This window comes from Azospirillum endophyticum, assembly GCF_016595245.1.
In the GTDB taxonomy this organism is placed as follows: domain Bacteria; phylum Pseudomonadota; class Alphaproteobacteria; order Azospirillales; family Azospirillaceae; genus Azospirillum; species Azospirillum endophyticum.
The window spans coordinates 338788-364065 of sequence record NZ_JAENHM010000030.1 but is presented as its reverse complement, the minus strand read 5'-3'; the positions used below and the strand labels follow the sequence as shown (position 1 = coordinate 364065).

Below are 25278 nucleotides of genomic sequence, written 5' to 3'. Positions count from 1 at the left end.
CATACGCGAAGGGCTGGTTTCTTGCCGGGCAGCAACGTCGTCATCGTCGAATCGCCGGCCAAGGCGAAGACCATCAACAAGTATCTGGGCGACGACTACACCGTCATCGCCAGCTTCGGCCATGTCCGCGACCTTCCGGCGCGCGACGGGTCGGTGCGCCCGGATGAAGACTTCGCGATGGAATGGGAACTGGGCGACCGCTCCAAGCGCCACATCGACGAGATCGCCAAGGCGGTGAAGTCGGCCGACCGCATCTATCTCGCAACCGATCCGGATCGCGAGGGGGAGGCCATCGCCTGGCACCTGTCGGAGCTGCTGCGCGAAAAGCATCTGTCCGACAACCGCGACGTCCAACGCGTCACCTTCAACGAAATCACCAAGTCGGCCGTCCAGACCGCCATGGCCAACCCGCGCGCCGTGTCGCAGGAGCTGGTCGACGCCTATCTAGCGCGCCGCGCCCTGGATTATCTGGTCGGCTTCACCCTGTCGCCGGTGCTGTGGCGCAAGCTGCCGGGCTCCAAGTCGGCCGGCCGCGTGCAGTCGGTGGCGCTGCGCCTGATCTGCGAGCGCGAGTCGGAGATCGAGGTCTTCAAGCCGCAGGAATATTGGTCGATCGCGGTCGGCTTCACCACGCCGGCGGGCTCCTCCTTCACCGCGTCGCTGACCCAGCTGGACGGGAAACGGCTCGACAAGTTCGGCCTGCCCAACCGCGAGGCCGCCGAGGCCGCGGTGGCGAAGATCCGCCCGCAGGCCTTCGCCGTGTCGCAGGTCGAGCGCAAGCAGAGTCGCCGCAACCCGTCGCCGCCCTTCACCACCTCGACCCTGCAGCAGGAGGCCTCGCGCAAGCTGGGCTTCGGCGCCACCCGCACCATGCGCACGGCGCAGAAGCTCTACGAGGGCATCGACATCGGCGGCGAGACGGTCGGTCTCATCACCTATATGCGAACCGACGGCGTCAGCCTATCGCAGGAGGCCATCGACGGCGCCCGCAGCCTGATCGGCACCCAGTACGGCGAGCGCTACGTCCCGGCCCAGCCGCGCGTCTACAAGACCGCCGCCAAGAACGCCCAGGAGGCCCACGAGGCCATCCGGCCGACCGACCTGCATCGCCGTCCTGAATCGGTGGCGTCCTATCTGGGACAGGACGAGCTGCGGCTCTATGAGCTGGTCTGGAAGCGCACGCTGGCGAGCCAGATGGAAAGCGCCGTGCTGGACCAGGTTGCGGTGGACATCGCCAGCCCGTCCAAGGACGTGGTCCTGCGCGCCACCGGCTCCATCGTCGTCTTCGACGGCTTCTTGAAGGTCTACCAGGAGGACCGCGACGACGCGGCCGAGGACGACCAGCAGGAACGCCGCCTGCCGGCGATGGACCAGGGCGACGAGCTTTCCCGTGGCGACATCGTCCCGGACCAGCATTTCACCCAGCCGCCGCCGCGCTATTCGGAGGCCAGCCTCGTCAAGAAGCTGGAGGAGCTGGGGATCGGCCGTCCATCGACCTACGCCTCGATCCTGCAGGTCCTGCAGGACCGCAATTACGTGCGGCTGGACAAGCGGCGCTTCATCCCCGAAGACCGCGGCCGGCTGGTCACCGCCTTCCTGGAGAATTTCTTCCACCGCTACGTGGAGTACAACTTCACGGCGGAGCTGGAGAACCAGCTCGACGAAATCTCCGACGGCAAGATCGACTGGAAGACCGTCCTGCGCGATTTCTGGACCGCCTTCGACGTGGCGGTGACCGGCACCAAGGACCTGACGATCACCCAGGTCCTGACCACGCTCGACAATGAGCTGGGTGCCCATTTCTTCCCGGCCGCCACCGAGGACGGCCATGACCCGCGCGTCTGCCCGGTCTGCCGCGAGGGCCGGCTGGGGCTGAAGCTGGGCAAGATGGGCGCCTTCATCGGCTGCTCGCGTTATCCGGAATGCCGCTACACCCGGCCGCTGGCCGTCGCCAACGACGAGAACGGCGAGGCGCAGGAAGGCCCGCGCGAGCTGGGCAACGACCCGGAGACCGGCCTGCCGGTGACGGTGCGCCGCGGTCCCTACGGCGCCTATATCCAGCTCGGCCCGGTTCCGGCCGCCGCGGGAGCCCCTCCGGAGGAGCCGGCGGCCGAGGAACCGGCGACCGACGGCAAGAAGCCCAAGGCGAAGAAAAAGAAGAAGGACGAGGCTCCGAAGCCCAAGCGCGTGTCGCTGCCCAAGGGCATGGCCGCGGCCGACGTCGACCTCGATACCGCACTGAAGCTGCTGGCGCTGCCGCGGGCCATCGGCAACCACCCGGAAACGGGGGAAGAGATCAGCGCCGGCATCGGCCGCTTCGGGCCCTACCTGAAGCATGGCAGCGTCTACAAGTCGCTGACGCCCGACGACGACGTGCTGACCATCGGCATCAACCGCGCGGTCGACCTGCTGGCCGGCGCGGCCAAGAAGGCGTCGGCTCCGGCCAAGGCCCTGGGTGACCATCCCAAGACCGGCAAGCCGATCACCATGGGCTCCGGCCGTTTCGGACCCTATGTGAAGCATGCCAGCGTCTATGCCTCGATCCCGAAGGGGACCGAGCCGGACAGCGTCACGCTGGAGCAGGCGCTGGAACTGATCGACGCCAAGGTCGCCAAGGACGCCGCCAAGAAGGGCAAGGCTCCGAAGGACGCCGAACCGGCCAAGGCCGAGGGTGCGGAAACGGAGAAGCCCGCCAAGGCGAAGGCTCCAGCGAAGACTGCGGCGAAAAAGCCGGCCGCCAAGAAGGCGACCAAGGCCAAGGCCGCTGCCGAGGCGCCGGCGGAAACCGCCGCCCCGAAGAAGAAGACCGCCAAGGCGTCATAAATCTTCTTTCACGCCTTTCTTCGGATCTCCCTCTCCCCCCTGGGGAGAGGAGGATTTCGCACGACTTTCGCCAATATTTCCTACTAAAATAATAGATTTTTATGCCCTTCCAACAAAATTTCCCGTTGAATTCCCCCGCTGGCTGTCGTCTCATTCCTTTCGGCCAGCAGGTTCCCCGTGTTGCCCGCAGGCCCGGCGCGTTAAGCTGCCGGCGGTGCACAACCGAAGAAGCACGGGAGGACAACGACCATGAGCGCCGCGGTTTCCACACATGACCCCCATGCCCCGCAGGATGCCCCGCTGGTCCTGCGCGAAGACCGCGACGGGGTCGCCACGCTGACGCTGAACCGGCCGAAGGCGCGCAACGCGCTGTCGGTCGGGCTGATGGCGGCGCTGCAGGACGCGCTGGACGCCATCCATGAGGACCGGTCCGTGCGCGCGGTGGTGCTGGCCGGGGCCGGCGGCGCCTTCTGCGCCGGGCACGACCTGAAGGAGATGCGGGCTGCCCCCTCGCGCGCGCTCTACGAGGCACTGTTCACCCAGTGCTCCCGCCTGATGCTGACGATCAACCGCATCCGCCAGCCGGTGATCGCCAAGGTGCGTGGCGTCGCGACGGCCGCCGGCTGCCAGCTGGTTGCCACCTGCGACCTCGCCTATTGCGAGGAGGGGGCGCGGTTCGCCACGCCGGGTGTGAACATCGGCCTGTTCTGCTCGACGCCGATGGTGGCGTTGACCCGCGCGGTCGGGCGCAAGGCGGCGATGGAAATGCTGCTGCTCGGCGACCTGATCGATGCGGAGGAGGCGGAGCGCATCGGCCTCGTCAACCGCGCGGTGCCCGCCGAGCAGCTGGACGAGGTGGTGGACGGCGTCGCCGCCAGGATCGCCTCGAAGTCGCCGCTGACGCTCGCCATCGGCAAGGAGGCCTTCTACCACCAGATCGAGCTGGATGCGGAAAGCGCCTATGCCTATGCCGCCAAGGTGATGACCGAGAACATGATGGCGCAGGACGCAGCCGAAGGCATCGACGCTTTCCTCGGCAAGCGCACGCCGGTGTGGTGCGGGCGATGAGCGATCTCAAGATAAGCGATCCCAAGACGGACGATCCCAAGACGGGCGGGCAGAAGATCACGGAGCCTGCCGACTACACGGATGCCTTCCTGCACGGCGTCCTGGAGACCGTGAAGAGCATCGCCGTGGTGGGGGCCAGCGCCGATCCGGTGAAGGCCAGCTTCTTCGTGATGAAGTACCTGCGCGACAAGGGCTATCGCGTCATCCCGGTCAACCCGAAGATGGCCGGCCAGACCATCCTGGGGTTGACCGTCCATGCCAGCCTGAAGGATTTGCCGGAGCCGCCGGACATGGTCGACGTCTTCCGCAACTCCGCCGCCGCCGGTGGGGTGACGGACGAGGCGATCGCCGCCGGGGCGAAGGTGGTGTGGATGCAGCTCGGCGTCCGCAACGACGAGGCGGCGGTTCGGGCCCAGACCGCCGGGCTGACGGTGGTGATGGACCGCTGCCCGAAGATGGAAATCCAGCGCCTGTTCGGCGAGATCGGCCGGATCGGGGTCAATTCCAATGTGCTGATGACGCGCCGCAGGGCGCCGACGAAATCGTTCAAAAAGCTGATCTGAAAAATGGGGGATTCACACAGATGACTGAGCAGAAAAGCTTCGGCTTCGAGACCCGCGCCATCCATGCCGGCGCCGCGCCCGACCCGGCGACCGGCGCCCGGCAGACGCCGATCTATCAGACCACCAGCTTCGTCTTCGAGGATGTCGACGACGCCGCCTCGCTGTTCAACCTGCAGAAGGTCGGCTTCATCTATTCCCGCCTGACCAACCCGACGGTGGCGGTGCTGGAAGAGCGGCTGGCGAACCTGGAAGGCGGTGCCGGCGCCACCGCGACCTCGTCCGGGCATGCCGCCCAGTTGCTGGCCCTGTTCCCGCTGATGGCGCCCGGCGACCACATCGTCGCATCGACGAAGCTCTACGGCGGCTCGCTCAACCAACTCGGCATCAGCTTTCCGCGCGCCTTCGGCTGGCAGCCCAGCTTCGTCGACACCGACAGCGTCGAGACCGTCAAGGCGGCGCTGACCGAAAAGACCAAGGCGATCTTCGTCGAGAGCCTCGCCAACCCCGGCGGCGTGGTGACCGACATCGAGGCCATCGCGAAGATCGCCGACGAGGCCGGCATCCCGCTGATCGTCGACAACACGCTGGCCACCCCCTACCTGATCAACCCGATCCAGTGGGGCGCCACGCTGGTGGTGCATTCCACCACCAAGTTCCTGTCCGGCAACGGCACCTCGGTCGGCGGCGTGGTGGTGGACAGCGGCAAGTTCGACTGGAGCAAGTCCGGCAAGTTCCCTGCGCTGAGCGAGCCCGATCCCGGCTATCACGGCCTGCGCTTCCACGAGACCTTCGGCCATCTCGCCTTCACCATCCACGGCCATGCCGTGGGCTTGCGCGACCTGGGGCCGAGCCAGGCGCCGATGAATGCCTTCCTGACGCTGAACGGCATCGAGACGCTGCCGTTGCGCATGCAGCGCCATGCCGACAGCGCCCTGAAGGTGGCGCAGTTCCTGGAGAGCCATCCGGCGGTCAGCTGGGTCAGCTATGCCGGGCTCGACTCTTCCAAGTATCGCGCGCTGGCCGAAAAGTACCTGCCGCGCGGTGCCGGTGCGGTGCTGACCTTCGGCGTCAAGGGCGGCTTCGAGGCCGGCGTGAAGGTGGTGGAGAGCGTCGAGCTGTTCAGCCACCTCGCCAACATCGGCGATGCCCGGTCGCTGATCATCCACCCGTCCTCGACGACCCACCGCCAGCTCTCGGCGGAAGCCCAGGCATCGGCCGGTGCCGGTCCCGACGTGATCCGCCTGTCGATCGGGCTGGAAACGCCGGAGGACATCATCGCCGACCTCGATCAGGCGCTGACGAAGACGCTGGGGTAAGAATCCGGTCGGGACCGCACCGGCATGGCCGGTGCGGTCCCAAAGTGGAAACCAGCGCCGTAATGACATTGTCATTGCGCTGTGGCAGGCTATCTCTCTAACCGGAGGTAGCCGCCATGCAGCCTGTCAAACCATCACAAGAGAAGTCCCGGCGCGAGACGCTGAACATCCGCATCCGGCCGGAAGAGCGCAGCCTGATCGACCGGGCCGCCCAGACGCAAGGCAAGAACCGCACCGACTTCATCCTGGAAGCTGCCCGCCGCGCCGCCGAGGATGCCCTGCTCGATCGCGCGATCATCGCAGCCAGCCCGGAAGCCTACGCCGAGTTCCTCACACGTCTCGATGCTTCGCCTAAGCCGAACGAGCGGTTGCGCCGGACCCTGCGGACACCCGCCCCCTGGGACGGCGAATGACGCTGTCCGCGCCGGAGCTGCTCGCACCTCACCATCGTATCGACCTGTTCGAGTCCGGCACGCCATCGCTGGACAACTGGCTGAAGCGCCGAGCCATGGCAAATCAGGCCAGCGGCGCGTCGCGGACCTTCATCGCCTGTGCGGGCGGGGAGATTGCCGGCTATTACGCGCTGGCATCAGGCGCGGTGCTGGTCGCCGAGGCACCGGGACGCTTTCGCCGCAACATGCCCGACCCGATCCCGGTGGTGGTGCTGGCGCGGCTTGCCGTTGCCCGGACATGGCAAGGTCACGGCCTTGGCCGGGCACTGTTCCGCGACGCTGCCCTGCGGGTCGTGCAGGCAGCCGACCTGATCGGCGTGCGCGGGCTGATCGTCCATGCGCTGTCGGAAGAGGCAAAGGGTTTCTACCTTCGCCTCGGCCTCGACCCGTCGCCGATGGACCCGATGATGCTGATGGTCACGTTGACCGATTTGCGGAACAATCTGTAAAACGTCTCACTCCGCCGCCGGCAGGGGCTCCGCCACCATTTCAGCCTTGCGGCGGTCGTCGGGCAGCAGCAGGGCGGCGGCGAAGGCCAGGGCGGCCAGCGCCGACAGGGTCAGGTAGAGCATGGTGAATTCGCCGGTGCGCTCGTAGATCCAGGCAACCAGCTGCACCGCCAGCGGGCCGGCGCCGAAGGACAGGATGTATTTGGCGCCGAAGGCCAATCCGCGATGCTTGTCCGGGGTGTAGCGGGCCAGCAGCATGTTCTCCGCCGGGATCTGCGTCTGCGAGGCGATGACCACGAAGGCGGCGGCGGCGACCAGCGGCAGCTCGGCCAGCACGGCGACAGCCGCCATCAGCGGGATCTGGGCCAGCAGGCAGAGCATGTAGACCCGCTTCAGCGAATGGCGGTCGGCCAGCACGCCGCCGATCATCTGCGGCAGGGCGGAGATCAGGTAGACCGCGGTGACCAGCCCGCCGACCCCCAGCGTGCCGCTGCCGAGCCAGCCGCCCAGCCGCGCCTCGAACAGCTTGGGCAGCACGATCTGCATGGCGTTGAAGATCAGCCCGGCGCAGACCATGGTCAGCGACAGCACGAAGAAGGCGCGCACCACGTCGCCGCGGGACGGCTTGGGCTGCGGCTTCACGTCGGCATGACGGTCCTGGACGATGCCGGTCATCATCAGCAGGGCCAGGGCGATGCCCAGCACAAGGCAAAGAACGCCGGGGATGATGAAGGCCATGCGCCAGTTCAGCCATTGCGTCAGGCTGCCGGCGACCACCGCGGCGGTGGCGACGCCGAAGGTGCCGAACAGGCCGAGCCAGCCCATCGCCTTGCCGCGGTTCTCGGCGTTCGCCATCATCCAGGCCATGCCGACCGGGTGGTAGATCGATGCCCCCAGCCCCAGCAGGGCCAGCGACCACATCAGCATCTCCGGCCCGTCCGACAGCCCGGCCAGCACCGCTCCGCCGCCGGTCATCAGGTAGAAGACGGCGATCATGCCGGCCGAACTCCAGCGGTCGCCCAGCCAGCCGGCCAGCGGCGCCCCGAGCCCGATCATGAAGGCCCCCAGCGTCCACAGCCGGATCAGCTCGTCATAGGAGAGCTTCCATTCCGTCTCCAGCGCCAGCACGATGGTCAGGAACAGCGCCGAGACGATGTGCATCAGCGAATGCCCGACCCAGGCGAAGCCGACGGACAGCCGGGCCGAGACGGGCGACGGCAAAGCGGCGCCAGCGGAAGGATGACTCATCGAACGTCTCCGGCCCCGGACCCATCCGGGCGGGGGACTGTTTTGCAGGCAAGCGAAATGCAAGGCTGGCACGGGAGGGTTGAGCCGTCCAATGCACCCGTCTCATGGCGGGCATGCCCCCGAGCCCCACCCCGGTCATCTTGCCTCAGTCGTCCCGGGGACCCGCACGTCGTCCCTGCTTCACCTCCGACCGCTTGGCCTTGCCCTCCAGCCGCCGCTGCTTGGAACCGAAGGTCGGCTTGGTCGGGCGGCGGGGCGGCGGCGGCGGAGCGGCGGCTTCGCGGATCAGGTCGATCAGGCGCTCGCGGGCGTCTTCGCGGTTGCGTATCTGCGAACGGTAGCGGTCGGCCACCAGGATCAGCACGCCGTTCAGGGTCAGGCGGGAACCGGCAAGCCGTTCCAGCCGATAGCGGACCGGGTCGGGCAAATTGGGAGAGCGGCGCACGTCGAAGCGCAGCTGCACCGCCGTCTCGGTCTTGTTGACGTGCTGGCCGCCGGGGCCGGAGGCGCGGATGAACTCCTCCTGCAACTCGTTTTCGTCCAGGCTGATGCGGGGGGTGACCCGGATCATGCCGGGGTCTCCGCCGGCCCCGCCGACGGCGCTTCCAGCGGATGGCGGGCGCGGAAGGCGCGGGCCAGCGCGGCGAAGCCGGCGACGTCGATCTCCTCCGCCCGCGCGGTCGGGGCGATGCCGGTCTCCTCCAGCAGCGCTTCGGCACTGCCCAGCGATTTCAGGCTCTGGCGCAGCATCTTGCGGCGCTGGCCGAAGGCGGCGGCGGTGACCTGCTCCAGCGCGCGCCAGTCCGCCGATTCCGGGTCGGCCCGCGCGGTCAGGTGGACCACCGTCGATTCGACCTTCGGTGGCGGGGTAAAGGCGCGCGGCGGCAGATTGAACAAGACGCGGGCGTCGGAGCGCCACTGGGTGATGACCGACAGCCGGCCATAGGCCTTGCTGCCCGGCTTCGCCACCAGCCGGTCGGCGACCTCCTTCTGGAACATCAGCGTCAGGCTGACATAGGCGTCGATTCGCGCCAACCATCCCAGCAGAAGCGGCGTCGCCACGTTGTAGGGAAGATTGGCGACGATGGCGCGCGGAGCCGGGGCCAGGTCCTCCGGATCGACCGTCAGGGCGTCGGCCTCGACGATGGACAGGCGGCCCTGGGAGGCCTGGACGACGTCCTGCAGCGCCTCGATGAAGCGGCGGTCGCGTTCGATGGCGACGACCTTCACCGCATTGGTCGCGAGAAGCGCGCGGGTCAGGCCGCCGGGGCCGGGGCCGACCTCGATGGCGGTGGTGCCGGCCGGCAAATTGGCCGAGCGCGCGATCCGCCCCGTCAGGTTCAGGTCGAGCAGGAAGTTCTGCCCCAGCGACTTGCGCGCCTCCAGCCCGAAACGCGCGATCACGTCGCGCAGCGGCGGCAGGGCATGCGGGTCGAACGGGACGGAGGCGGGGGTCGGGTCGGTCATTCCCGACTTATAGGCATCCCCCGCCCGCTTCACCAGACGGCAGTTCACCCAGGACGGCAATTTGCCTTCGGCCGCTACAGCAGGCGGCGCAGCAGCACGACGGCGACGACACCGGCCACGACGGCGACCACCATCGGCACGCGGCGGGCGATCAGGCAGACGAAGGCGGCGGCCAGCGCATCGGACGGGCGCGACAGGGCGGCCGGCGCGACCAGCGCCACCAGCACGGCCCCCGGCGTGGCCTCCAGCGCCGCATTCGCCGCCGGGCCGAGCCGCACCCGCGCGATCAGCCACGGCCCGCCGATCCGCGTCATCCAGGTGACCAGCGCCCCGCCCAGCACGACGGCGAAGAGGTCCCAATCCAGCCTCAGCGCTTCAAGCATCGGATGCCCTTTCCTTTCCCTGCCCCCTTCCCTGCCATCCCGCGACCGCCCCGCCCGCCAGCGCGCCGGCCAGGATGTGCCAGGTTCCGCCAGGCGACAGCGCATGGACGGCGAGCGCCGCGGCGGCGCTCGCCAGCCAGGGCGGCAGCGAGCCGACTCCACGCCAGAAGCCGGCCAGCAGGCAGAGGAAGACGGCGATGAAGGTGAAATCCAGCCCCCAGGCGGCGGGGTCGGCGATCAGCGCGCCGGCCAGCGTCCCGGCCACGGTGCTGGCGAGCCATGCCAGATAGAGCGTCAGCCCCACCCCGTACCAGTAGGCCAGCGTCAACCCCGGCCCGCGGCGCAGCGACAGCGCCCATTGCTCGTCGGTCATGAAGAACAGCGCCAGCCCGGCCCGCGCCGCAGGCACGCCGCGGAAACGCGGCGCCAGCGTCGCCCCCATCAGCAGATGGCGCAGATTGACCAGCAGGATGGCGCCGACCACCGCCAGCCCGGCGCTGCCCTTGCCCAGCAGTTCGACCGCCACGAACTGGGAGCTGCCGGCGAAGACCAGAGCGCTCATCAGCCCCATGTCGATCGCCGACAGCCCGGCCTTGGCGGCAAGGCTGCCGAGAAGGAAGCCGAAGGGGATGGCGCCCGCCACGATGGGCAGGGCATGGACGGTCCCCAGCGCGAATTCCTGCCCCGGGGATTTGGGAGGGGATGCCGGTATGGTCATGCTGTCTGTGCTCATGGCCGAGACGCTAGGCGACCGCCGCCGCGACGTCTTGGACGGGATTGCTGCCGCGCCGGTACTGGCCGGGGGAGACGCCGACCCGTCCCTTGAACACCCGGTTGAAATGCGCCTGATCGCAGAAGCCGCAGGCCAGCGCCACCTCCGCCAATGGCAGAGGCCCGGCAAGCAGCCGCTTGGCCTGGGCGACGCGCCGGTCGGTCAGGTAGCCGTGCGGGGTCGTTCCCACCGCCGCACGGAAGACGCGCAGCAGATGGAAGCGGCTGAGTCCCGCCGCCTCCGCCAGATCGGCCAGTTCGACCGGACTGTCGAGATGGCTGTCGAGATACTCCCGCGCATGACGGACCGCCGCCGGTTCCTGCCCCGGCTTGCGCAGACGCGCCGTCAGGTCGCCGTGGCGCAGCGCCAGCGCGGTGAAGGCCCGTAATGCGTCGGTGTCCACGCGCAACGGTTCGCGGTACGGTCCTTCGAGCCCGTGGTGAAGGCCGCGCAAGGCTTGGAACATCTCCGGGTCGTCCAGTTCCATCGCGGAGAAATGCGGCACGACGGGCCGCCCCAGCGCATCGACCATCGCCTGTTCGAACAGAGCCACCGGGGGGTAGAACATGCGGTAGGCATAGCCGTCCGCAGCCGGCCGGCCGTCATGCAGAACCTCCGGATCGAGCACCACCACCTGCCCCGCCTGCGCCACCCGCTCGGTGCCGCGGCAGCGGTACAGCTCGGTCCCGGCGGTGATGACGCCGACCACATAGGTCTCGTGCGTGTGGGGTGCATAGCTGTGGCGCTGGAAGCGGGCGTTCAGGCATTCCATGCCGTCGAAGCGCATTTCGCGCCACAGCCGCGCGAAGTCGCCGCCACCGGCCGGCGTCTGCGACAATGAGGGATCGAGGGCGGATTGCTGGTCCATGCCGCAGTCTAACAGGGCGGCGCGCCGGACGTCTTGGACAGGATTGCGGCCTATCCCACGCGCCGGCCGACGGCATGCTCCGCCGGATCGCCGGGATGGCCGGGGAACGGAAGGCCGTGACCGGGCTGGTGGCTGTCATGGACCAGACAGGCTCCGGCGATCAGCGGCCAGAGATGCGAGCGGAGAAAGCGCTGGTCCTGCCAGCGATCGGCCTCCGCCGCGGCGAAGCGTTCGATCAGCGGCTCCAGCGGCGGCAGCAGGCCGGCGGTCCCGCCCCACATGCCGGCCAGCATCAGCTCGCCGTGCAATGGGTGGTCGCGCATGACGTGGAAGGGCGTGCCCGAGGCGATCCACGCCTCCACCGCCGCCCGTTCGCGCGGACCGACCCGCGAATCGCAGTCGCGGCAGACGAAGCGGCGGACGGTGGGATCGTCGGAGGCCAGGAAACGCCAGTAGAGCCCGGTCACCGGGCCGCTGCCGGACGGCATGGCGACCAGTTCCACCCCCAGCGCATCCAGCTCGGCCAGCAGGTCCGGCGGCAGGCTGTCGTCATGGTAAATCCGGCAGGTCCAGCCGGGATAGACCGACGGCACCAGCCGGGCGTTCTCCACCGCGCCGCGGCGGTAGATTTCGGCCGTCCCCCACAGGCTGAAGGCGACGACATCATGGATGCGGCCTTCGGGAGCGGCCGGGCGGGCGCGCAGCGGCGGCAGGGCGAGCGCCGCCCCCTCCTGCGCGGCGATCCGCGCCTTGAGCGTGAGAAGCCCGTCGATCTGCGCCAACGACTCCGCTTCCCGGTAGGACTGGAACAGGACGATGGCCAGGTTCTCGCGCGCGTCGAGAAAGTCGGGCGCCAGCGCGACGGCCCGGCCCAGCAGCGCCGCCGCCTGCTCCAGCGCGGCGAGGTCGAGACCGCCCGCCTGCCGGGTCAGGATGCCGAGGTTGAAGAGCGCGCCCACATGATCCGGCTGCAGCGCCAAGGCCTGCCGATAGCGGGCAAGCGCATCACCCGGCCGGCCGGCACGGGACCAGGCGTTGCCGAGCTGGAACAGCCGTTCCGCCGTCGGCGGCTCCAGCACCGGCAGGCGCGACAGGTCGGTGATCGCCGCCTCCGCCCGCCGCTGCTCCAGGTGATGCAGACCACGCAGTTCCAGCAGCAGGGCCAGACGCCCCCGGCTCTGCCCATCCCGTGGGTCCAGCGTCAGCGCCCGGCCCAGCGCCTCGATGGCGGCATCGGTATCGCCCAGCATCTGCGTCGCGACGGCGAGCAGGGCCGGAACCGCCGGGTCGTCCGGCCGCAGGACGATGGCGCGGCGCTGGCAGGCCGCAGCCTCCGCCGGGTGCCCGAGCGCCTGATGCAGCTTGCCGAGGTCGCGGTGGTACTCGGCCATGTCGGGCCGGCCATGCACCGCCGCGACGATGCGCGGCACCGCCTCGTCCAAGCGGCCGGCCTGGGCCAGCAGCATGCCCAGCAGATGGGCCGCGGCATGGGTTCCGGGAGCGGCGTCGAGGATGCGGCCATAGAGGATCTCCGCCTCCCGCAGCCGCCCGGCGCCGTGATGGCCGGCGGCAACCCGCAAGGCTTCCTGAATCGAGGCCATGACACCCCCCAAAACACATCACGGGCAAGGAGAGGCGAAGAGCGCGTCGACGCCGCCATGCGGAGGCGGCCATGAGAGACGGCCATGCGGGACGGCCGCCTACTCCTCTTCCCCGTCGCCGAGCAGATAGTCGATGTCGCCGCCATCCAGCGCGCTGACCAGCCCCTTGCCCTCGATGGTGGCGTCGGACAGGCTGCCCTTGCGGCGCTGGAGGTCGAGGATGCGTTCCTCCACCGTGTTGGCGGCGATCAGCTTGTAGACGAAGACCGGCTTGTCCTGGCCGATGCGGTAGGCGCGGTCGGTCGCCTGATCCTCGGCGGCCGGGTTCCACCAGGGATCGTAGTGGATCACCGTGTCGGCGGCGGTCAGGTTCAGTCCGCGGCCGCCGGCCTTCAGGCTGACGAGGAAGACCGGAACCTCGCGGTTCTGGAAGCGGTTGACCGGCTCGGCACGGTCCAGCGTGCGGCCGGTCAGCTCGACATAGGGGATGGCGGCCTTCTCCAGCTCCAGCTTGATCAGGTCGAGCATGGTGGTGAACTGCGAGAAGATCAGGATGCGCCGGCCTTCCGGCACCATCTCCTTCACCATCTCGGTCAGGGCGTTCAGCTTGGCGCTCGGCCGCGCCTTGCCGCCGAGCGCGGCGATCGATTTCAGCAGGCGCGGATCGCAGCAGACCTGGCGCAGCTTCAGCAGCGCGTCGATCACCGCGATGGTGTTCTGGCCCAGCCCCTTGCCGCTGGCGGCCAGCGCCGCGCGCACCGTCTCGTTCACCGACAGGCGGATGGTCTCGTAGAGGTCGCGCTGGTCGCGCTCCAGGTCGATGCGCACCACCACCTCGGTCTTCGGCGGCAGCTCCTTCGCCACCGCCTCCTTGGTGCGGCGGAGCAGGAAGGGGCGGATGCGGCGCATCAGCAGGTTGGCGCGGGTGTTGTCGCCGCGCTTCTCGATCGGCACGCGGTAGCGCTTGCCGAAATCCTTGCGGTCGCCCAGCAGGCCCGGCATCAGGAAGGCGAACTGGCTCCACAGCTCGCCCAGATTGTTCTCCACCGGCGTGCCGGACAGGCAAAGCCGGTGCCGCGCCGGCAACGCCGCCACCGCGCGGGTCGCCTTGCCGTCGGGATTCTTGATCGCCTGCGCCTCGTCCAGCACGATCATGTGCCAGGTCAGGCGTTTCAGCAGGTCGACGTCGCGCGCCACCACGCCATAGGTGGTGACGACGATGTGGGCGCGGTCGATCTCCGACAGCTTGCCGTGGCGGTCGACGCCGTGCAGAACCACCACCCGCAGATGCGGGGTGAAGCGTTCCGATTCCGCCACCCAGTTGGGCACGAGGCTGGTCGGCACCACCACCATGCAGGGCTCGGTCAGCCGGCCCTCATGCTCCTCCATGGCGATGTGGGCCAGCGTCTGCGCGGTCTTGCCCAGCCCCATGTCGTCGGCGAGGATGCCGGCGACGCTGTTGGCGCGCAGGCTCTGCATCCAGGCGAGGCCGGCACGCTGATAGTCGCGCAACTCGCCCCTGAAGCCCGGCGGCGGGGTCATGTCGCCCGGCATCTCGTCGGCGCGCAGGCGCTGGAGATAGCCGTCGATCTGCGCCGTCTCGTCGCCGCGCCGGGCGATCAGGTCGTCGATGTCCAGCAGCGAGTCGGCTTCGGCCAGCGGCACCTTCAGCCGGTCGCCGCTGCTGCGCCCGCTGTCCAGCATGGCTTCGAGCACGCTCAGCAGCCGCTCGATGCGCTCGGCCGGCAGGGCCAGCACGTTGCCGTCGTCGAGGACGATGTGGGCGCGGCCGTCGATGATGCGGGTGGTCGACAGGCCGCCCTTCTCGACCAGACGGGCGAGGATGGGCAGCAGCGGTTGGCGCTCGCCGTCGATCTCGACGCCGACATCCAGGTCGAACCAGCCGTCGCCGGCATCGCGGACCGCCACCTCGACCTCGGCGCCCGGCGCGATCACCTTGGTGCCGAAATCGGCGCCGACCTCCATGATCCAGCCGGCCTTGGTCAGGGCGGGGACCTCGTTGGTCAGGAAATGCTGCCAGCGCTCCTCGACGTCGCGGCCGGTCAGCCAATGGACGCGCGAGCCGCGGGCGTTCAGCGCGCCCTTCGGCGGCTCGATCCGCGCCTGGGCGAAGCCGAGGCCGGACAGCCGGTCCAGCGCCGCCTGCTCGTCGGGCTTGTCGCGGCGGACGAAGGTGACGTCGCCGAAATCATCCTCGTAGCGGGCGAACTGGCGCTGGTCGTCGGGCTCGATCTCCACCGCGTTGCCGGGTTCGCCATAGTCGAAGGACAGGCGCAGCACATCGACCAGCCCGTCGGCCGGCGTCACCACGCGGCCGAGACGCGCAATGATGCGGGGCGACCGCTCGACGATGGCCGCGGCGTCGGCCGCCCCGCTGCGCACACCGGGAATGCCGGTGTCGCGGAAGCCGGGCGTCGAGAGGGACGGCGGCGGGGCAATGCGCGGCATGGACGCCGGCCCTGGTTTCACGGGGCTACCGCGCGAGGGGCCGAACAGACGCGACGGGGTCGCTTTCGACGGCACCGGCGGCGGAGCGGGCGGCACCGGCTTGGCCTTCGGCACCTCGACCACCTGGAGATCGACCGGGAAGACGGTGCCGCTGGCGCTGTCGACGCACCAATAGGACTGGCCCTTCACCAGCACGCTGCGTTCGGGCAGGCCGGTCGGGCGCAGCTTGCGGGTGGCGGGATCGCGGAAGGTGCGGACGGTGCGGCCCGGCCCCTCGGCCAGCGGCGTCCCGTCGCGCCAGCGCAGGCGCCCGGTGGAGAGCAGGCGGTGCAACAGACGGTCCACCGCCTCTCCCCGGCTCTTGGCAATCGGGGTGCGTTCGGTGCCGCCGCCGCCGAGCAGCCGGGCGATGGCGCGGTCGGCGTCGCCGTCCAGCGAGCGCGGCGCCTTCGCCAGAACGTCGCGCGGGGTGGCGGGACTGCCGTCGGCGGCCCCGTCCGTCTCGAATTCCGCCAGGATGTAGCAGGCGATGTCGCCCTGCCCCGGTTCCAGCGTCCAACGCAGGCTGCGCACCGGCTCGGGCTTCGGTACCGCAGCAGAGGGCTGGGACGGGGGAGGCGATACGCCGCGGACCGGTGACGGCACGGGCGGATGGACCAGCGCCAACGGGGGCTTGGCGGCGGGCTTCGGGGCTTGAGGCGCTGGAGGTGGAAGAAGCGCGGCCGGTGCCGGCGGAGGGGGCGGCGGTGCCAGGGGCGCCTTGACGTCGGCCACGTCGAACAGCGAGGCCCGGCGCCACTCCGGCCGGCTTTCCAGCGCCAGCATCGCCGCCGCCGCCATATGGGCGCAGGCATTGCGACCACAGGAACAGGTGCGGTCGAGCACGATGCTGCGCTTGCCCTGCACCGGTGTCACCGTAACCGACAGCCGGCGGCCGAGGTCGCTGACCTCCGCCTCGATCCGGTCGCCGCCGGGGGGACCCAGCGTGACGGCACCCGTCATCATCAGCGTGCGACCGCGCTGCAGCGTCTTGGCATCGAAGACGCGCGTCAGGTCGTCCTGACCGAAGGGGATGGCGGCGCCACCCGAGGACGGGCCACGCGGCAAGGCATCGAAGAGCGACATGCGGTGCGGGAGGGACCAGGCCAGTACGGGACGGAAGGGAACGGAACGGAAACGGGGCGTCGGTATAGAAGCTTGCGTGACGCGACGCAAGCCTTGGCTTGAGCACAGGCGCGAACGGCGCCGCAGCGGCGGAACCGCGATCGGCGAAACCGCGCGCGGCCGTCCGTCATAACACAGGATGCCGCCGGCTTCACCCCAGTTGGTGAGTTATCCTCGGTTGCCCGGAAACATCCGGCCGGCCAGTTCGCACAAGCCCGCCCCGCTGCCGAGCTGATGAGCCGCCCAGCGGATCGTTCCCTCGACGAAGGACGGATCGCCGGCATGGACCAGCAGGACCAGCCCCAGCGCCATCGCTCCCGCCAACCAGGGCGACGGCCGCAGGCGCGGTGCGCCGTCCTTGCGGCTGCTCCACACAAACAGCAGGGCCGACAGGCCGCCGATCATCAGCCCCGCCACCACCTCCGCCCCGGAATGGGCCGAAACGGCTACCCGCGAGGCGCCGATGGCCAGGACCAGCACCACCGCCACCAGCGGCAGCCCGATCCGGAGCCAGCGGGAGTCCGCACCGCGCGCGGCAAGCGCCGACACCGACCCATAGAAGACGGCGGAAAAAGCGGCATGGCCGCTGGGGCTGATGAAACGGTCGCCGGCGAACAGCGACGGGAACAGCGGAAAATCCGGCAGGCCGCAGCCATGCCCCACCAGCTTCAGCACCACCATGGCACCGAGACAGAGCGACAGGGCCAGCAGCCAGCGCAACGCCAGCGGCGCCGAGTGATGCCGCCACAGCGCCGTCGCATAGAGGGCGGAAAGCGGAACGAGAAGGCTGCTGCTGCCCAGATGGGTGATGGCGCCGCTGGCTGTGGCGAGCATCGGGTCCCCATGGATGCCGGTGGAAGGAACGGTTTTGGCAGATGGTGCGGCGCAGCACGGACGGCAAGGGGATAGGGATGGGCAGTCGGCCGCCCGGCCCCTATCCTTCCAGCTGGTCGGCGCGGGCGTCGGCCATGACGCAGTTGCGTCCCAACCGCTTGGCCTCGTACAGCGCCTCGTCGGCGCGGCGGATCAGCCCCTCGGCGGTATCACCGAGCCGCCCGCCGATCGAGATGCCGATCGAGACCGTCACGTTGATCTCGCCGCAGCCGGCCGACACGGCGAAAGGGGTGTCGGCAATGCGCGAGCGCAGCCGTTCGGCGACGATCAATGCCGCTTCCCCGTCGGTGTCCGGCAGGATGACGATGAACTCCTCGCCGCCCAGGCGGGCGACGAGGTCGAAGGTGCGCAGGTTGCGGCTGGCGCGGGCGGAAACCTCGCGCAGGACCTCGTCGCCGATGGCGTGGCCGTAGCTGTCGTTGACCACCTTGAAATGGTCGATGTCGAACATCAGCACCGACACCGGCTTGTGGCTGTCGATCGCGCGTTCCAGCAGCCGGGGCAGATGGGCGTTGACGTAGCGGCGGTTGAAGACGCCGGTCAGGCTGTCGGTCAGCGCCATCGACAGGCTCTGCTCGTAGTTGGAGCGCAGCCGTTCCTGATAGCGCTTGCGCCGGATCTGCGTGCGGGCCCGGGCCAGCAGTTCGTTCCGGTCGACCGGCTTGATGACGTAATCGTTGGCGCCGAGTTCCAGCCCCTTCGCCACCTGGCCCAGATCGCCCTCGTCCGCCATCAGCAGGATCGGCACCTGCCGCGTGCGTTCGTGGGAGCGGAGCTGCGAGCAGAGCCGCAGCCCATCCTCGTTCAGCAGGGTCAGGCTGACCACCACCAGATCGAGCGGTCCGCCCAGCGCGCGCTCCAGCGCCTTGGCGCAGGTGTCGGCCGACATCACCGTGTTGTGGTCGCGCTGGAGCGTCTCCGTCACCTTGTCGAGGTCGAGAGCGGAGTCCTCCAGCACCAGCACGCTGGCGCGCTCGAAGGACTCGCTCAGCATGGTGCCGCTGCGCTCGATGACGCCGAACTGCCCCGACGTGCTTTCGCGCAGCCGCCATTCGTCCATCATCATCTTCAGTCGCACCAGCGAGCGCACGCGCGCGAACAGCGCGATGTCGTTCACCGGCTTGGTCAGGAAATCGTCGGCCCCGGCCTCCAGCCCGCGGACGCGGTCGGCGATGTCCGACAGCGCCGTGACCATCACGACGGGGATGTGCATGGTGGCGGGATCGGAGCGGATCTTCTCGCAGACCTCGAAGCCGTCCATGCCCGGCATCATCACGTCCAGCAGCACGATGTCCGGCGCTTCCTTCCGCACCATCTCCAGCGCGTCGGGTCCATTGAAGGCCGTCAACACATTGAAGTACTCGCGCGTCAGCTTCGCCGCGAGCAGCTTCACATTGGGCAGAACGTCGTCAACGACAAGAACGCGCGCGGACATCGGAAGGAAAATCCTGCAGAATTGCTACAGAGAAAGCCGACTTAACCTAGAAACTTCTTGACCGTTTCGAGGAACCTGACGACCGAGATGGGCTTCGACACATAATCCTCGCAGCCACCCTGTCGGATTTTCTCCTCGTCGCCCTTCATGGCGAAGGCTGTCACGGCGACGACCGGGATGCTTCTCAACTCCGGGTCGTCCTTGATCCAGCGGGTGACCTCCAGCCCCGACACTTCGGGAAGCTGGATGTCCATCAGGATCAGGTCGGGACGGTGCTGACGGGCCAGCCGCATCGCCTCCATGCCTTCGCGGGTCTGCAGCGTGCCATAGCCATGCGCCTCGAGCAGGTCATGAAAGAGCTTCATGTTCAGCTCGTTGTCCTCGACGATGAGGACGGTCTTGGTCGGCTTACCATCGGTCGCCAATGGACCGCACGGCTCCGCTGACATGCATCCTCCCTGGGTCTGACCCCCGCGTTCACGCTGTTCGATGCCGCATAGGACGCCTCGGTTCCACCACCTTCGACCGGTGGGTCAAGGGCGCAATCGCGGAACCGCAAATCCGGTATACCTCCTTTCTGATTAGGTCGCGACGGTTAAATAGTCGTTACCGGACCATCGGTCCGGACCCCTACCGGTCCTCGACCGCCCTGTCCGGAAACGAAAAACCGCCCGCGGCGGGCGCGGGCGATCCTGGATGGTTCGAAGCGGCGGCATCGGGCCGCGGAACGGGATGCGCGTTGCCGGCGGCCTGCCCGGAAACCGCAGCCGCCGGCGGTTCAGGCCGCCCGCTTGGCCTTGCGCTTGGCATCGCGGCGGCGCGCGCCCTTGGCGCCGTACATCATGGCGTCGGCACGGCGCATCACCTCATCCTCGCTGTCTTCGGCGCCATAGGGCTGGGTCCCGACGGAAAAGCGGACCGGCAGCGCTTTGCCGCCCCACTCCACATGGGTGGCGTCGGCGATGGCGGCCAGCTGCCGGGCGCGGACGAGGCCGTTGGCGGTGTCGGTGTTGGTCAGCAGAACGGCGAACTCGTCGCCGCCCAGCCGGGCGACCACGTCCTCCTGCCGGACATTGCCGACGATCATCCGCGCCACCTGGCGCAGATAGGCGTCGCCGGCGACATGGCCGTGGGTGTCGTTGATGGCCTTGAAGCCGTCCAGGTCGATCATGACCAGCAGGCCGCCGGCGGACCCGTGGCGGCGGGCCGACGCCAGTTCGCGGCGGAAGTGGCTGTAGAAGCCGCGCCGGTTCAGCAGGCCGGTCAGCTCGTCCGTCATCGTCAGGCTTTCCAGATAGGCGATGCGCTCCTGCAACTCGGCGATCGTCTCATTGGCCTCGGCGAGCAGCGCGATCGTCTCGTCCAGCGCCTGACGCTCGGTGCCCCGCACCAGCCCGACACGCGAAGCCAGCGCAACCGGCGACCAGCCGACCGGCGCGTCGAAACGGTCGGAGACGTGGTGCTTCAGGTCCAGTGCGGCGACGATGGCGTTCATGGGTCGGCTCCTCAGATGAAGGTCGGAACACTTCGCCCTCTACCTAAGCAACGGACATGCCAAGTCGTCGCGCCCCTGAGATACCAAGCATTTTATCAATTTCCCGCCGATTGTGCCGCCGGATCACCGGACGGAGGTGGAGCCTCTTTCCCACCGGACCGGCAGCTTCTGCCCACCCCATCCGTTCGGGGCAGGAAATCCCTGCCGGGACCCGGAAGCTTCGGCCGCCTTCACCCCACTCGGTCGGGAGCCGGACGGCCGGCCATGACCGCATCGATGTTGTCCAGCGCCTTGAACCCCATCGCGTTCCGCGTCTCGACCGTGGCGCTGCCCAGATGCGGCAGCAGGAAGGCGTTGGGCAGGTCGCGGTAGCCGGGATGCAGGTTCGGTTCGTTCTCGAACACGTCGAGTCCGGCGGCAGCCAGCCGTCCGGCCTTCAGCGCGTCGATCACGGCGGCGTCGTCCACCACGCTGCCGCGCGCGGTGTTGATCAGGATGGCGCCCGGCGGCAGCCGCCCGATCCGTTCGGCGTTCAACCAATGCCGGGTTTCCGCCGTGGCGGGGAAGTGAAGCGACAACACGTCGCACACCGGCAGCATCGCCTCGGGATCGGCGTGATAGGTGGCGCCCAGTTCGAGGTCCGGGGCCAGACGGCGCCGGTTGCTGTAATGGATGGCCATGCCGAAGGCGCGGGCGCGGGCCGCCACCGCCTGGCCGATCCGGCCCATGCCGACGATCCCCAGCCGCTTGCCGCCGACATGGGTGCCCATCAGCTGGGTCGGGGTCCAGCCGGTCCAGGCGCCGGCGCGGATCAACCGCTCCCCTTCCGAAGCGCGGCGTGCAGCCCCCAACAGGAGAAGCAGGGCGATGTCGGCGGTGGCGTCGGTCAGCACGTCGGGCGTGTTGGTGACGGTCAGGCCGCGGGCGCGGGCCGCTTCCAGATCGATATGGTCGGTGCCGACGGAGAAGGTCGCCAGCACCCGCACCCGATCCGGCAGCGCCGCGATGGCGGCGTCGTCCAACCGGTCGCCGGCACAGCACAGCACGGCCTCGGCCCCGGCCTCGGCGGCGCGCGCGGCGATCTCCGTTCCGCTGAACGCGCGGTCGTCGGGATTCAGGACCGCGCGGTAGTCGCGCGACGCCCGCGCCTCCACCGCGTCAGGCAGGCGGCGGGTCAGCAACAGCACCGGGCGGGCGGCGACAGTGTCAAGCGGCATCTCGGCAGGGCTTGTCATTCCGGCGGTTCCCTTCCATTGATAGGACATTCGGGTGTCGGGCCTTTCGGACCGCGGCAAAAACACCCATACTTCACCGAGAGCCGTCAATCACCTGTGGATCCCGTCTTGCTCGACCGTCTCTCCGCCCTTCCGGCAACCGTTGGCGCGGTCATCGCAGCCGCCGTTTCCACCGGAGCCCTCCTCGCGGCCTCCCCCGTCCTGGCTCAGCCGGCCGCAACCTCGATGGCGGCGGTGGCGGCCAAGATCCAGCCGCACCGGGCGATCTACACCATGTCGCTGGCGTCGGCGCGCAACGGATCGAAGGTCAGCGACGTCCGTGGCCGCATGATGTTCGAATGGGCCGACGCCTGCGACGGCTGGACGACGGAGCAGCGCTTCCAGCTGCGCTTCGTCTACAGCGAGGGCGACGACATGGCGATGAACACGAACTACACGACGTGGGAGTCGAAGGACGGCCTGCGCTACCGCTTCAACGTCCGCAAGCTGGTCAACGGCGAGGTCGACGAGGAGGTGCGGGGCGAGGCCAACCTGAGCCGCGACGGCGCCGGGAGCGCCCAGTTCACCAAGCCCGAACCGCAGGAGATGGAACTGCCGGCCGGCACCATGTTCCCGACCGCCCATACGCTGGCAATCCTGGACCATGCGGAGCGGAAGGAAGCGTTCTTCACCCGCACCATCTTCGACGGGTCCGACGCGGAAGGACCGACCGAAGTGTCGACCGTCGTCGGCAAGCCGGGCAAGCCGAAGGACGCAGGCAAGGAGCCGCTGCTGAAGGTGGGACGGGCTTGGCCGGTCCGCATGGCCTTCTTCCCGGTCCAGAGCGATTCGGCCCAGCCGGAATATGAGATGAGCCTGCACCTGCTGGAAAACGGCATCGCCGAGTCCATGCAGATCGACTATGGCGATTTCACCGTCAATGCGGTGCTGGACAAGATCGAGGCCCTGCCGAAGTCGGGGTGCTGACGGGAAGACCGGCCGCCGGGGTCGCCCGGCGCCCGTGACATTTCACCGGGAATATGTCGGCCCGCGGACTGTGCGATGTTTCCCTGTTGATCGCGACTCGCCACTGCGCTTAACTGTCGGTTGAGTTTTGCGCAACAGGCCGGTTTCCCGTGGGACGGCCGACCGTCCGAGGAAATTCCGTCATGAGCAAGAAGCATGTCCAGATCGGGCAGGTTTTCCAACCGGTCGGCACCGCTGCCGGCCGCGGTTGGCGGGTGACGGCAACGGTCAACCTGCTGGGCATTCCCCACGCCCGAGTCGTCAGCACCGAAGACGAGGGCGTGTCGAAGACCTTGAGCTGCTCGGTTCTCGCCGACACCAGCCACTACCGCCTGATCGCTTCGGCGCCGGCGGACGGGATGGCGGCGTAAGGGTTTCGCCGAAGATCACGGTTTCGAAAAGCCCCCCGGTCCCGTCCGTCCTCCACGAGTCGGAGACGGACGGGGACGATCGCGGGCAAAGGCCTACTCCTCGCCCCGGCGCTCGCGCAGCTTGGCCCAGTAATCCTGCCGCTTGCGCAGGTCGCGCTCGAACCCCCGTTCCACCGGCTGATAGAACTCGCGCCGCGCCATTCCCTCCGGGAAATAGTTCTGGCCGGAAAAGCCATCCGCCGTGTCGTGGTCGTACTCGTATCCCTTGCCGTAGCCGATGCTCTTCATCAGCTTGGTCGGCGCGTTCAGGATATGCTTGGGCGGCATCAGCGACCCGGTCTCCTTCGCCGCGCGTACGGACGCCTTGTAGGCCGTGTAGCCGGCATTCGACTTGGGCGCCGTCCCCAGATAGATCACCAGCTGCGCCAGGGCCAATTCACCCTCGGGGCTGCCCAGACGCTCATAGGCCTCCCACGCGGCGATGGCCTGGGTCAGGGCGTTGGGATCGGCGAGCCCGACATCCTCCACCGCGAAGCGGGTCAGCCGCCGCGCGATGTAGCGCGGATCCTCGCCGCCATCCAGCATGCGGCTGTACCAGTAGAGCGCCGCGTCGGTGTCCGAGCCGCGCAGCGACTTGTGCAGGGCGCTGATCAGGTTGTAGTGCCCCTCCTGCGCCTTGTCGTAGAGCGGGGCGCGGCGCTGGATGGTGGCGGCCAGCGCCTTGGTGTCCAGCACCGCATCGCCGGGCAGCGCGAACAGCTCCTCGCACAGGTTGAGGCAGAAGCGGCCGTCGCCGTCGGCCATCGCCTTCACCGCGGCGCGGGCGTCGGCGTCCAGCGGCAGGGGCCGGCCCATCTCCGCCTCCGCCCGCGACAGCAGCTTTTCCAGCGCCGCATCGTCCAGCCGGCTCAGCACGAACACCTGCGCCCGCGACAGCAAGGCGGCGTTCAGCTCGAAGGACGGATTCTCGGTGGTGGCCCCCACCAACGTGACGGTGCCGTCCTCGACGAAGGGCAGGAAACCGTCCTGCTGCGAGCGGTTGAAGCGATGGATCTCGTCGATGAACAGCAGGGTGCCCTGCCCCGCCACCCGCCGGGCGCGGGCGGCGTCGAAGACCTTGCGCAGGTCGGCGACGCCGGAGAAGACCGCCGACAACGGTTCGAAATGCAGGTCGGTGCTGTGGGCCAGCAGGCGGGCGATGGTGGTCTTACCGCAGCCGGGCGGCCCCCACAGGATCATGGAGGCCAGCCGCCGGGCCGCGACCATGCGGCCCAGCGGGCCGTCCGGCTTCAGCAGATGGTCCTGCCCGACCACCTCGTCCAGCGTGCGCGGGCGCAGCCGGTCGGCGAGCGGACGGGGAGCCGCCGATTCGAACAGCCCGGCATCCCCACCCGACTCGCCTCGCTTCGCCATGGCCGATGCCTCAGCGCGCCGCGCCGCAGCGCTGATAGCACTGCTTCAGCTGGAAGCTGCAATTGTCGGTCGGGCTGAAGGGAGTCGAGTCGGTGCGGTCGATGCCGCCCTGGTTGCGCGCCGCCACCGAATCCATGCAGACATTGTGGCTGCGCTCGCACTGGGCCTGGCAGGAGGCACCGGCGTCGGTGCCGCCGTCGATCCGCAGCGACTGGTCGTCGGCGCCGCCGCGCGGAGTCGACGGTCCGGGAACCACGGTGACGGTGGGTGCCGGGCCGGAGGCGGGACGCGAGGCCGGACGGTCGGCGCAGGCCGACAGACCGGCCAGCGCGATGGCCAAGAGCGGAGCGATGAGGCGGACCGGACGAAAGATAGCCACGACGGCTCCTATTCTTCTTGTTGTGAGGACGGTCATGGGCATGACGGAATGCCACACCCCTCTGGACCATCCCCCGTTCGGTCTCCACTATGCCGATAACCGAAGCAAGAAGGGAATGACTGAAATGACACCGAAATCGCACGGCGGACCACCGCGCAGCCCGTCGCCCAACCGGTCCCTGCGGCTGCTGCTGGGGCTGCTGGTCCTCGGCCTCGTCATGCTGGCCTCGCGCGCGCTGGCGCTGCCCAACATCGGCATGGGCGAGATGATCCTTCCGCTGCTGGGCGGGCTGTTCGTGGCGGTCGCCATCGTGCTGATCGTGCGCCGCGACCGGGCCGACCGCGACGCCCTGCCGCCGTCCCGGCGCAACCGCCCGGACCAGGGCACGCCCGATTGACCGGCACCTGA

Annotated in this window: 24 protein-coding genes; 9 read left to right on the top strand and 15 right to left on the bottom strand. The window is 69.0% G+C overall.

Translation table 11 applies throughout. The features are described from left to right. Nucleotides 1-21: 21 nt before the first annotated feature. From topA to JHL17_RS11120, 6 genes are all read left to right on the top strand, one after another. Nucleotides 22-2823, top strand: coding sequence for a type I DNA topoisomerase (gene topA, locus JHL17_RS11145; protein ID WP_200193010.1), 2802 nt, complete (start codon nt 22-24; stop codon nt 2821-2823). A 249-nt stretch (nt 2824-3072) separates the two neighbouring features. Then, nucleotides 3073-3891, top strand: a complete 819-nt coding sequence (locus JHL17_RS11140) for an enoyl-CoA hydratase (protein WP_200193008.1) — start codon at nt 3073-3075, stop codon at nt 3889-3891. Next, nucleotides 3888-4454: a CoA-binding protein gene (locus JHL17_RS11135; RefSeq protein WP_200193006.1), complete on the top strand. Its 567-nt coding sequence runs from the start codon at nt 3888-3890 to the stop codon at nt 4452-4454. The genes JHL17_RS11140 and JHL17_RS11135 overlap by 4 nt, the downstream gene beginning before the upstream one ends. A gap of 20 nt (nt 4455-4474) precedes the next feature. Then, entirely contained in the window at nt 4475-5770 is a 1296-nt protein-coding gene (locus tag JHL17_RS11130) for an O-acetylhomoserine aminocarboxypropyltransferase (RefSeq protein WP_200193004.1), read from the top strand. 116 nt (nt 5771-5886) lie between these two features. Continuing rightward, nucleotides 5887-6183: a type II toxin-antitoxin system TacA family antitoxin gene (locus tag JHL17_RS11125; RefSeq protein WP_200193002.1), complete on the top strand. Its 297-nt coding sequence runs from the start codon at nt 5887-5889 to the stop codon at nt 6181-6183. Beyond that, a complete protein-coding gene (locus JHL17_RS11120; protein WP_200193001.1) occupies nt 6180-6671 on the top strand; it encodes a GNAT family N-acetyltransferase in 492 nt (163 codons plus the stop codon). Before JHL17_RS11125 ends, JHL17_RS11120 begins: the two co-directional genes overlap by 4 nt. 6 nt (nt 6672-6677) lie before the next feature. On the opposite strand, the gene JHL17_RS11115 is transcribed toward JHL17_RS11120, so the two are convergent. From JHL17_RS11115 to JHL17_RS11055, 13 genes are all read right to left on the bottom strand, one after another. Then, nucleotides 6678-7919 carry an MFS transporter gene (locus JHL17_RS11115; protein WP_200192999.1) on the bottom strand — a complete coding sequence of 414 codons (1242 nt, stop codon included), beginning with the start codon at nt 7917-7919 and terminating at the stop codon, nt 6678-6680. Between the two features lie 145 nt (nt 7920-8064). Continuing rightward, nucleotides 8065-8490 carry an alternative ribosome rescue aminoacyl-tRNA hydrolase ArfB gene (gene arfB, locus JHL17_RS11110; RefSeq protein WP_200192997.1) on the bottom strand — a complete coding sequence of 142 codons (426 nt, stop codon included), beginning with the start codon at nt 8488-8490 and terminating at the stop codon, nt 8065-8067. Continuing rightward, nucleotides 8487-9386, bottom strand: a complete 900-nt coding sequence (rsmA, locus tag JHL17_RS11105; protein ID WP_200192995.1) for a 16S rRNA (adenine(1518)-N(6)/adenine(1519)-N(6))-dimethyltransferase RsmA — start codon at nt 9384-9386, stop codon at nt 8487-8489. The genes arfB and rsmA overlap by 4 nt, the downstream gene beginning before the upstream one ends. Nucleotides 9387-9460: 74 nt before the next feature. After that, the gene (locus JHL17_RS11100) at nt 9461-9769 is read right to left on the bottom strand and encodes an AzlD family protein (RefSeq protein WP_200192993.1); all 309 of its coding nucleotides are present in this window, start codon (nt 9767-9769) and stop codon (nt 9461-9463) included. After that, nucleotides 9762-10487, bottom strand: a complete 726-nt coding sequence (locus JHL17_RS11095) for an AzlC family ABC transporter permease (RefSeq protein WP_247893451.1) — start codon at nt 10485-10487, stop codon at nt 9762-9764. Before JHL17_RS11095 ends, JHL17_RS11100 begins: the two co-directional genes overlap by 8 nt. 25 nt (nt 10488-10512) lie before the next feature. Then, nucleotides 10513-11409, bottom strand: coding sequence for an AraC family transcriptional regulator (locus JHL17_RS11090; protein ID WP_200192989.1), 897 nt, complete (start codon nt 11407-11409; stop codon nt 10513-10515). A gap of 50 nt (nt 11410-11459) precedes the next feature. Then, nucleotides 11460-13010, bottom strand: coding sequence for a tetratricopeptide repeat protein (locus tag JHL17_RS11085; RefSeq protein ID WP_200192987.1), 1551 nt, complete (start codon nt 13008-13010; stop codon nt 11460-11462). 99 nt (nt 13011-13109) lie between these two features. After that, nucleotides 13110-16604: a DEAD/DEAH box helicase gene (locus JHL17_RS11080; RefSeq protein WP_200192986.1), complete on the bottom strand. Its 3495-nt coding sequence runs from the start codon at nt 16602-16604 to the stop codon at nt 13110-13112. Nucleotides 16605-16811: 207 nt separating this feature from the next. After that, nucleotides 16812-17477: a phosphatase PAP2 family protein gene (locus JHL17_RS11075; protein WP_200192984.1), complete on the bottom strand. Its 666-nt coding sequence runs from the start codon at nt 17475-17477 to the stop codon at nt 16812-16814. A 100-nt stretch (nt 17478-17577) separates the two neighbouring features. Then, a complete protein-coding gene (locus JHL17_RS11070) occupies nt 17578-18972 on the bottom strand; it encodes a PleD family two-component system response regulator (RefSeq protein ID WP_200192982.1) in 1395 nt (464 codons plus the stop codon). A gap of 41 nt (nt 18973-19013) precedes the next feature. Next, on the bottom strand, nt 19014-19421 hold the full coding sequence (locus tag JHL17_RS11065) for a response regulator (RefSeq protein WP_200192980.1): 408 nt from the start codon (nt 19419-19421) through the stop codon (nt 19014-19016). Between the two features lie 329 nt (nt 19422-19750). Further along, nucleotides 19751-20467 carry a GGDEF domain-containing protein gene (locus JHL17_RS11060; RefSeq protein ID WP_200192978.1) on the bottom strand — a complete coding sequence of 239 codons (717 nt, stop codon included), beginning with the start codon at nt 20465-20467 and terminating at the stop codon, nt 19751-19753. A gap of 230 nt (nt 20468-20697) precedes the next feature. Beyond that, nucleotides 20698-21702 carry a 2-hydroxyacid dehydrogenase gene (locus JHL17_RS11055; RefSeq protein ID WP_200192976.1) on the bottom strand — a complete coding sequence of 335 codons (1005 nt, stop codon included), beginning with the start codon at nt 21700-21702 and terminating at the stop codon, nt 20698-20700. A gap of 108 nt (nt 21703-21810) precedes the next feature. Between JHL17_RS11055 and JHL17_RS11050 the strand changes: the two genes are divergently transcribed. Both JHL17_RS11050 and JHL17_RS11045 read left to right on the top strand, forming a co-directional pair. Beyond that, nucleotides 21811-22668 (top strand): cell envelope integrity EipB family protein, encoded by an 858-nt coding sequence (locus JHL17_RS11050; RefSeq protein WP_211113382.1) that lies wholly within the window; start codon nt 21811-21813, stop codon nt 22666-22668. Between the two features lie 182 nt (nt 22669-22850). Further along, the gene (locus JHL17_RS11045; protein ID WP_200192972.1) at nt 22851-23078 is read left to right on the top strand and encodes a hypothetical protein; all 228 of its coding nucleotides are present in this window, start codon (nt 22851-22853) and stop codon (nt 23076-23078) included. A 93-nt stretch (nt 23079-23171) separates the two neighbouring features. Here the strand turns inward: JHL17_RS11045 and JHL17_RS11040 are convergent, their stop codons facing one another. After that, a complete protein-coding gene (locus JHL17_RS11040) occupies nt 23172-24491 on the bottom strand; it encodes a replication-associated recombination protein A (protein ID WP_200192970.1) in 1320 nt (439 codons plus the stop codon). Between the two features lie 10 nt (nt 24492-24501). Beyond that, nucleotides 24502-24870 (bottom strand): hypothetical protein, encoded by a 369-nt coding sequence (locus JHL17_RS11035; RefSeq protein ID WP_200192968.1) that lies wholly within the window; start codon nt 24868-24870, stop codon nt 24502-24504. A gap of 124 nt (nt 24871-24994) precedes the next feature. On the opposite strand from JHL17_RS11035, the gene JHL17_RS11030 reads away from it, so the two are divergent. Next, nucleotides 24995-25267 carry a hypothetical protein gene (locus tag JHL17_RS11030; RefSeq protein ID WP_200192966.1) on the top strand — a complete coding sequence of 91 codons (273 nt, stop codon included), beginning with the start codon at nt 24995-24997 and terminating at the stop codon, nt 25265-25267. Nucleotides 25268-25278 lie beyond the last annotated feature (11 nt).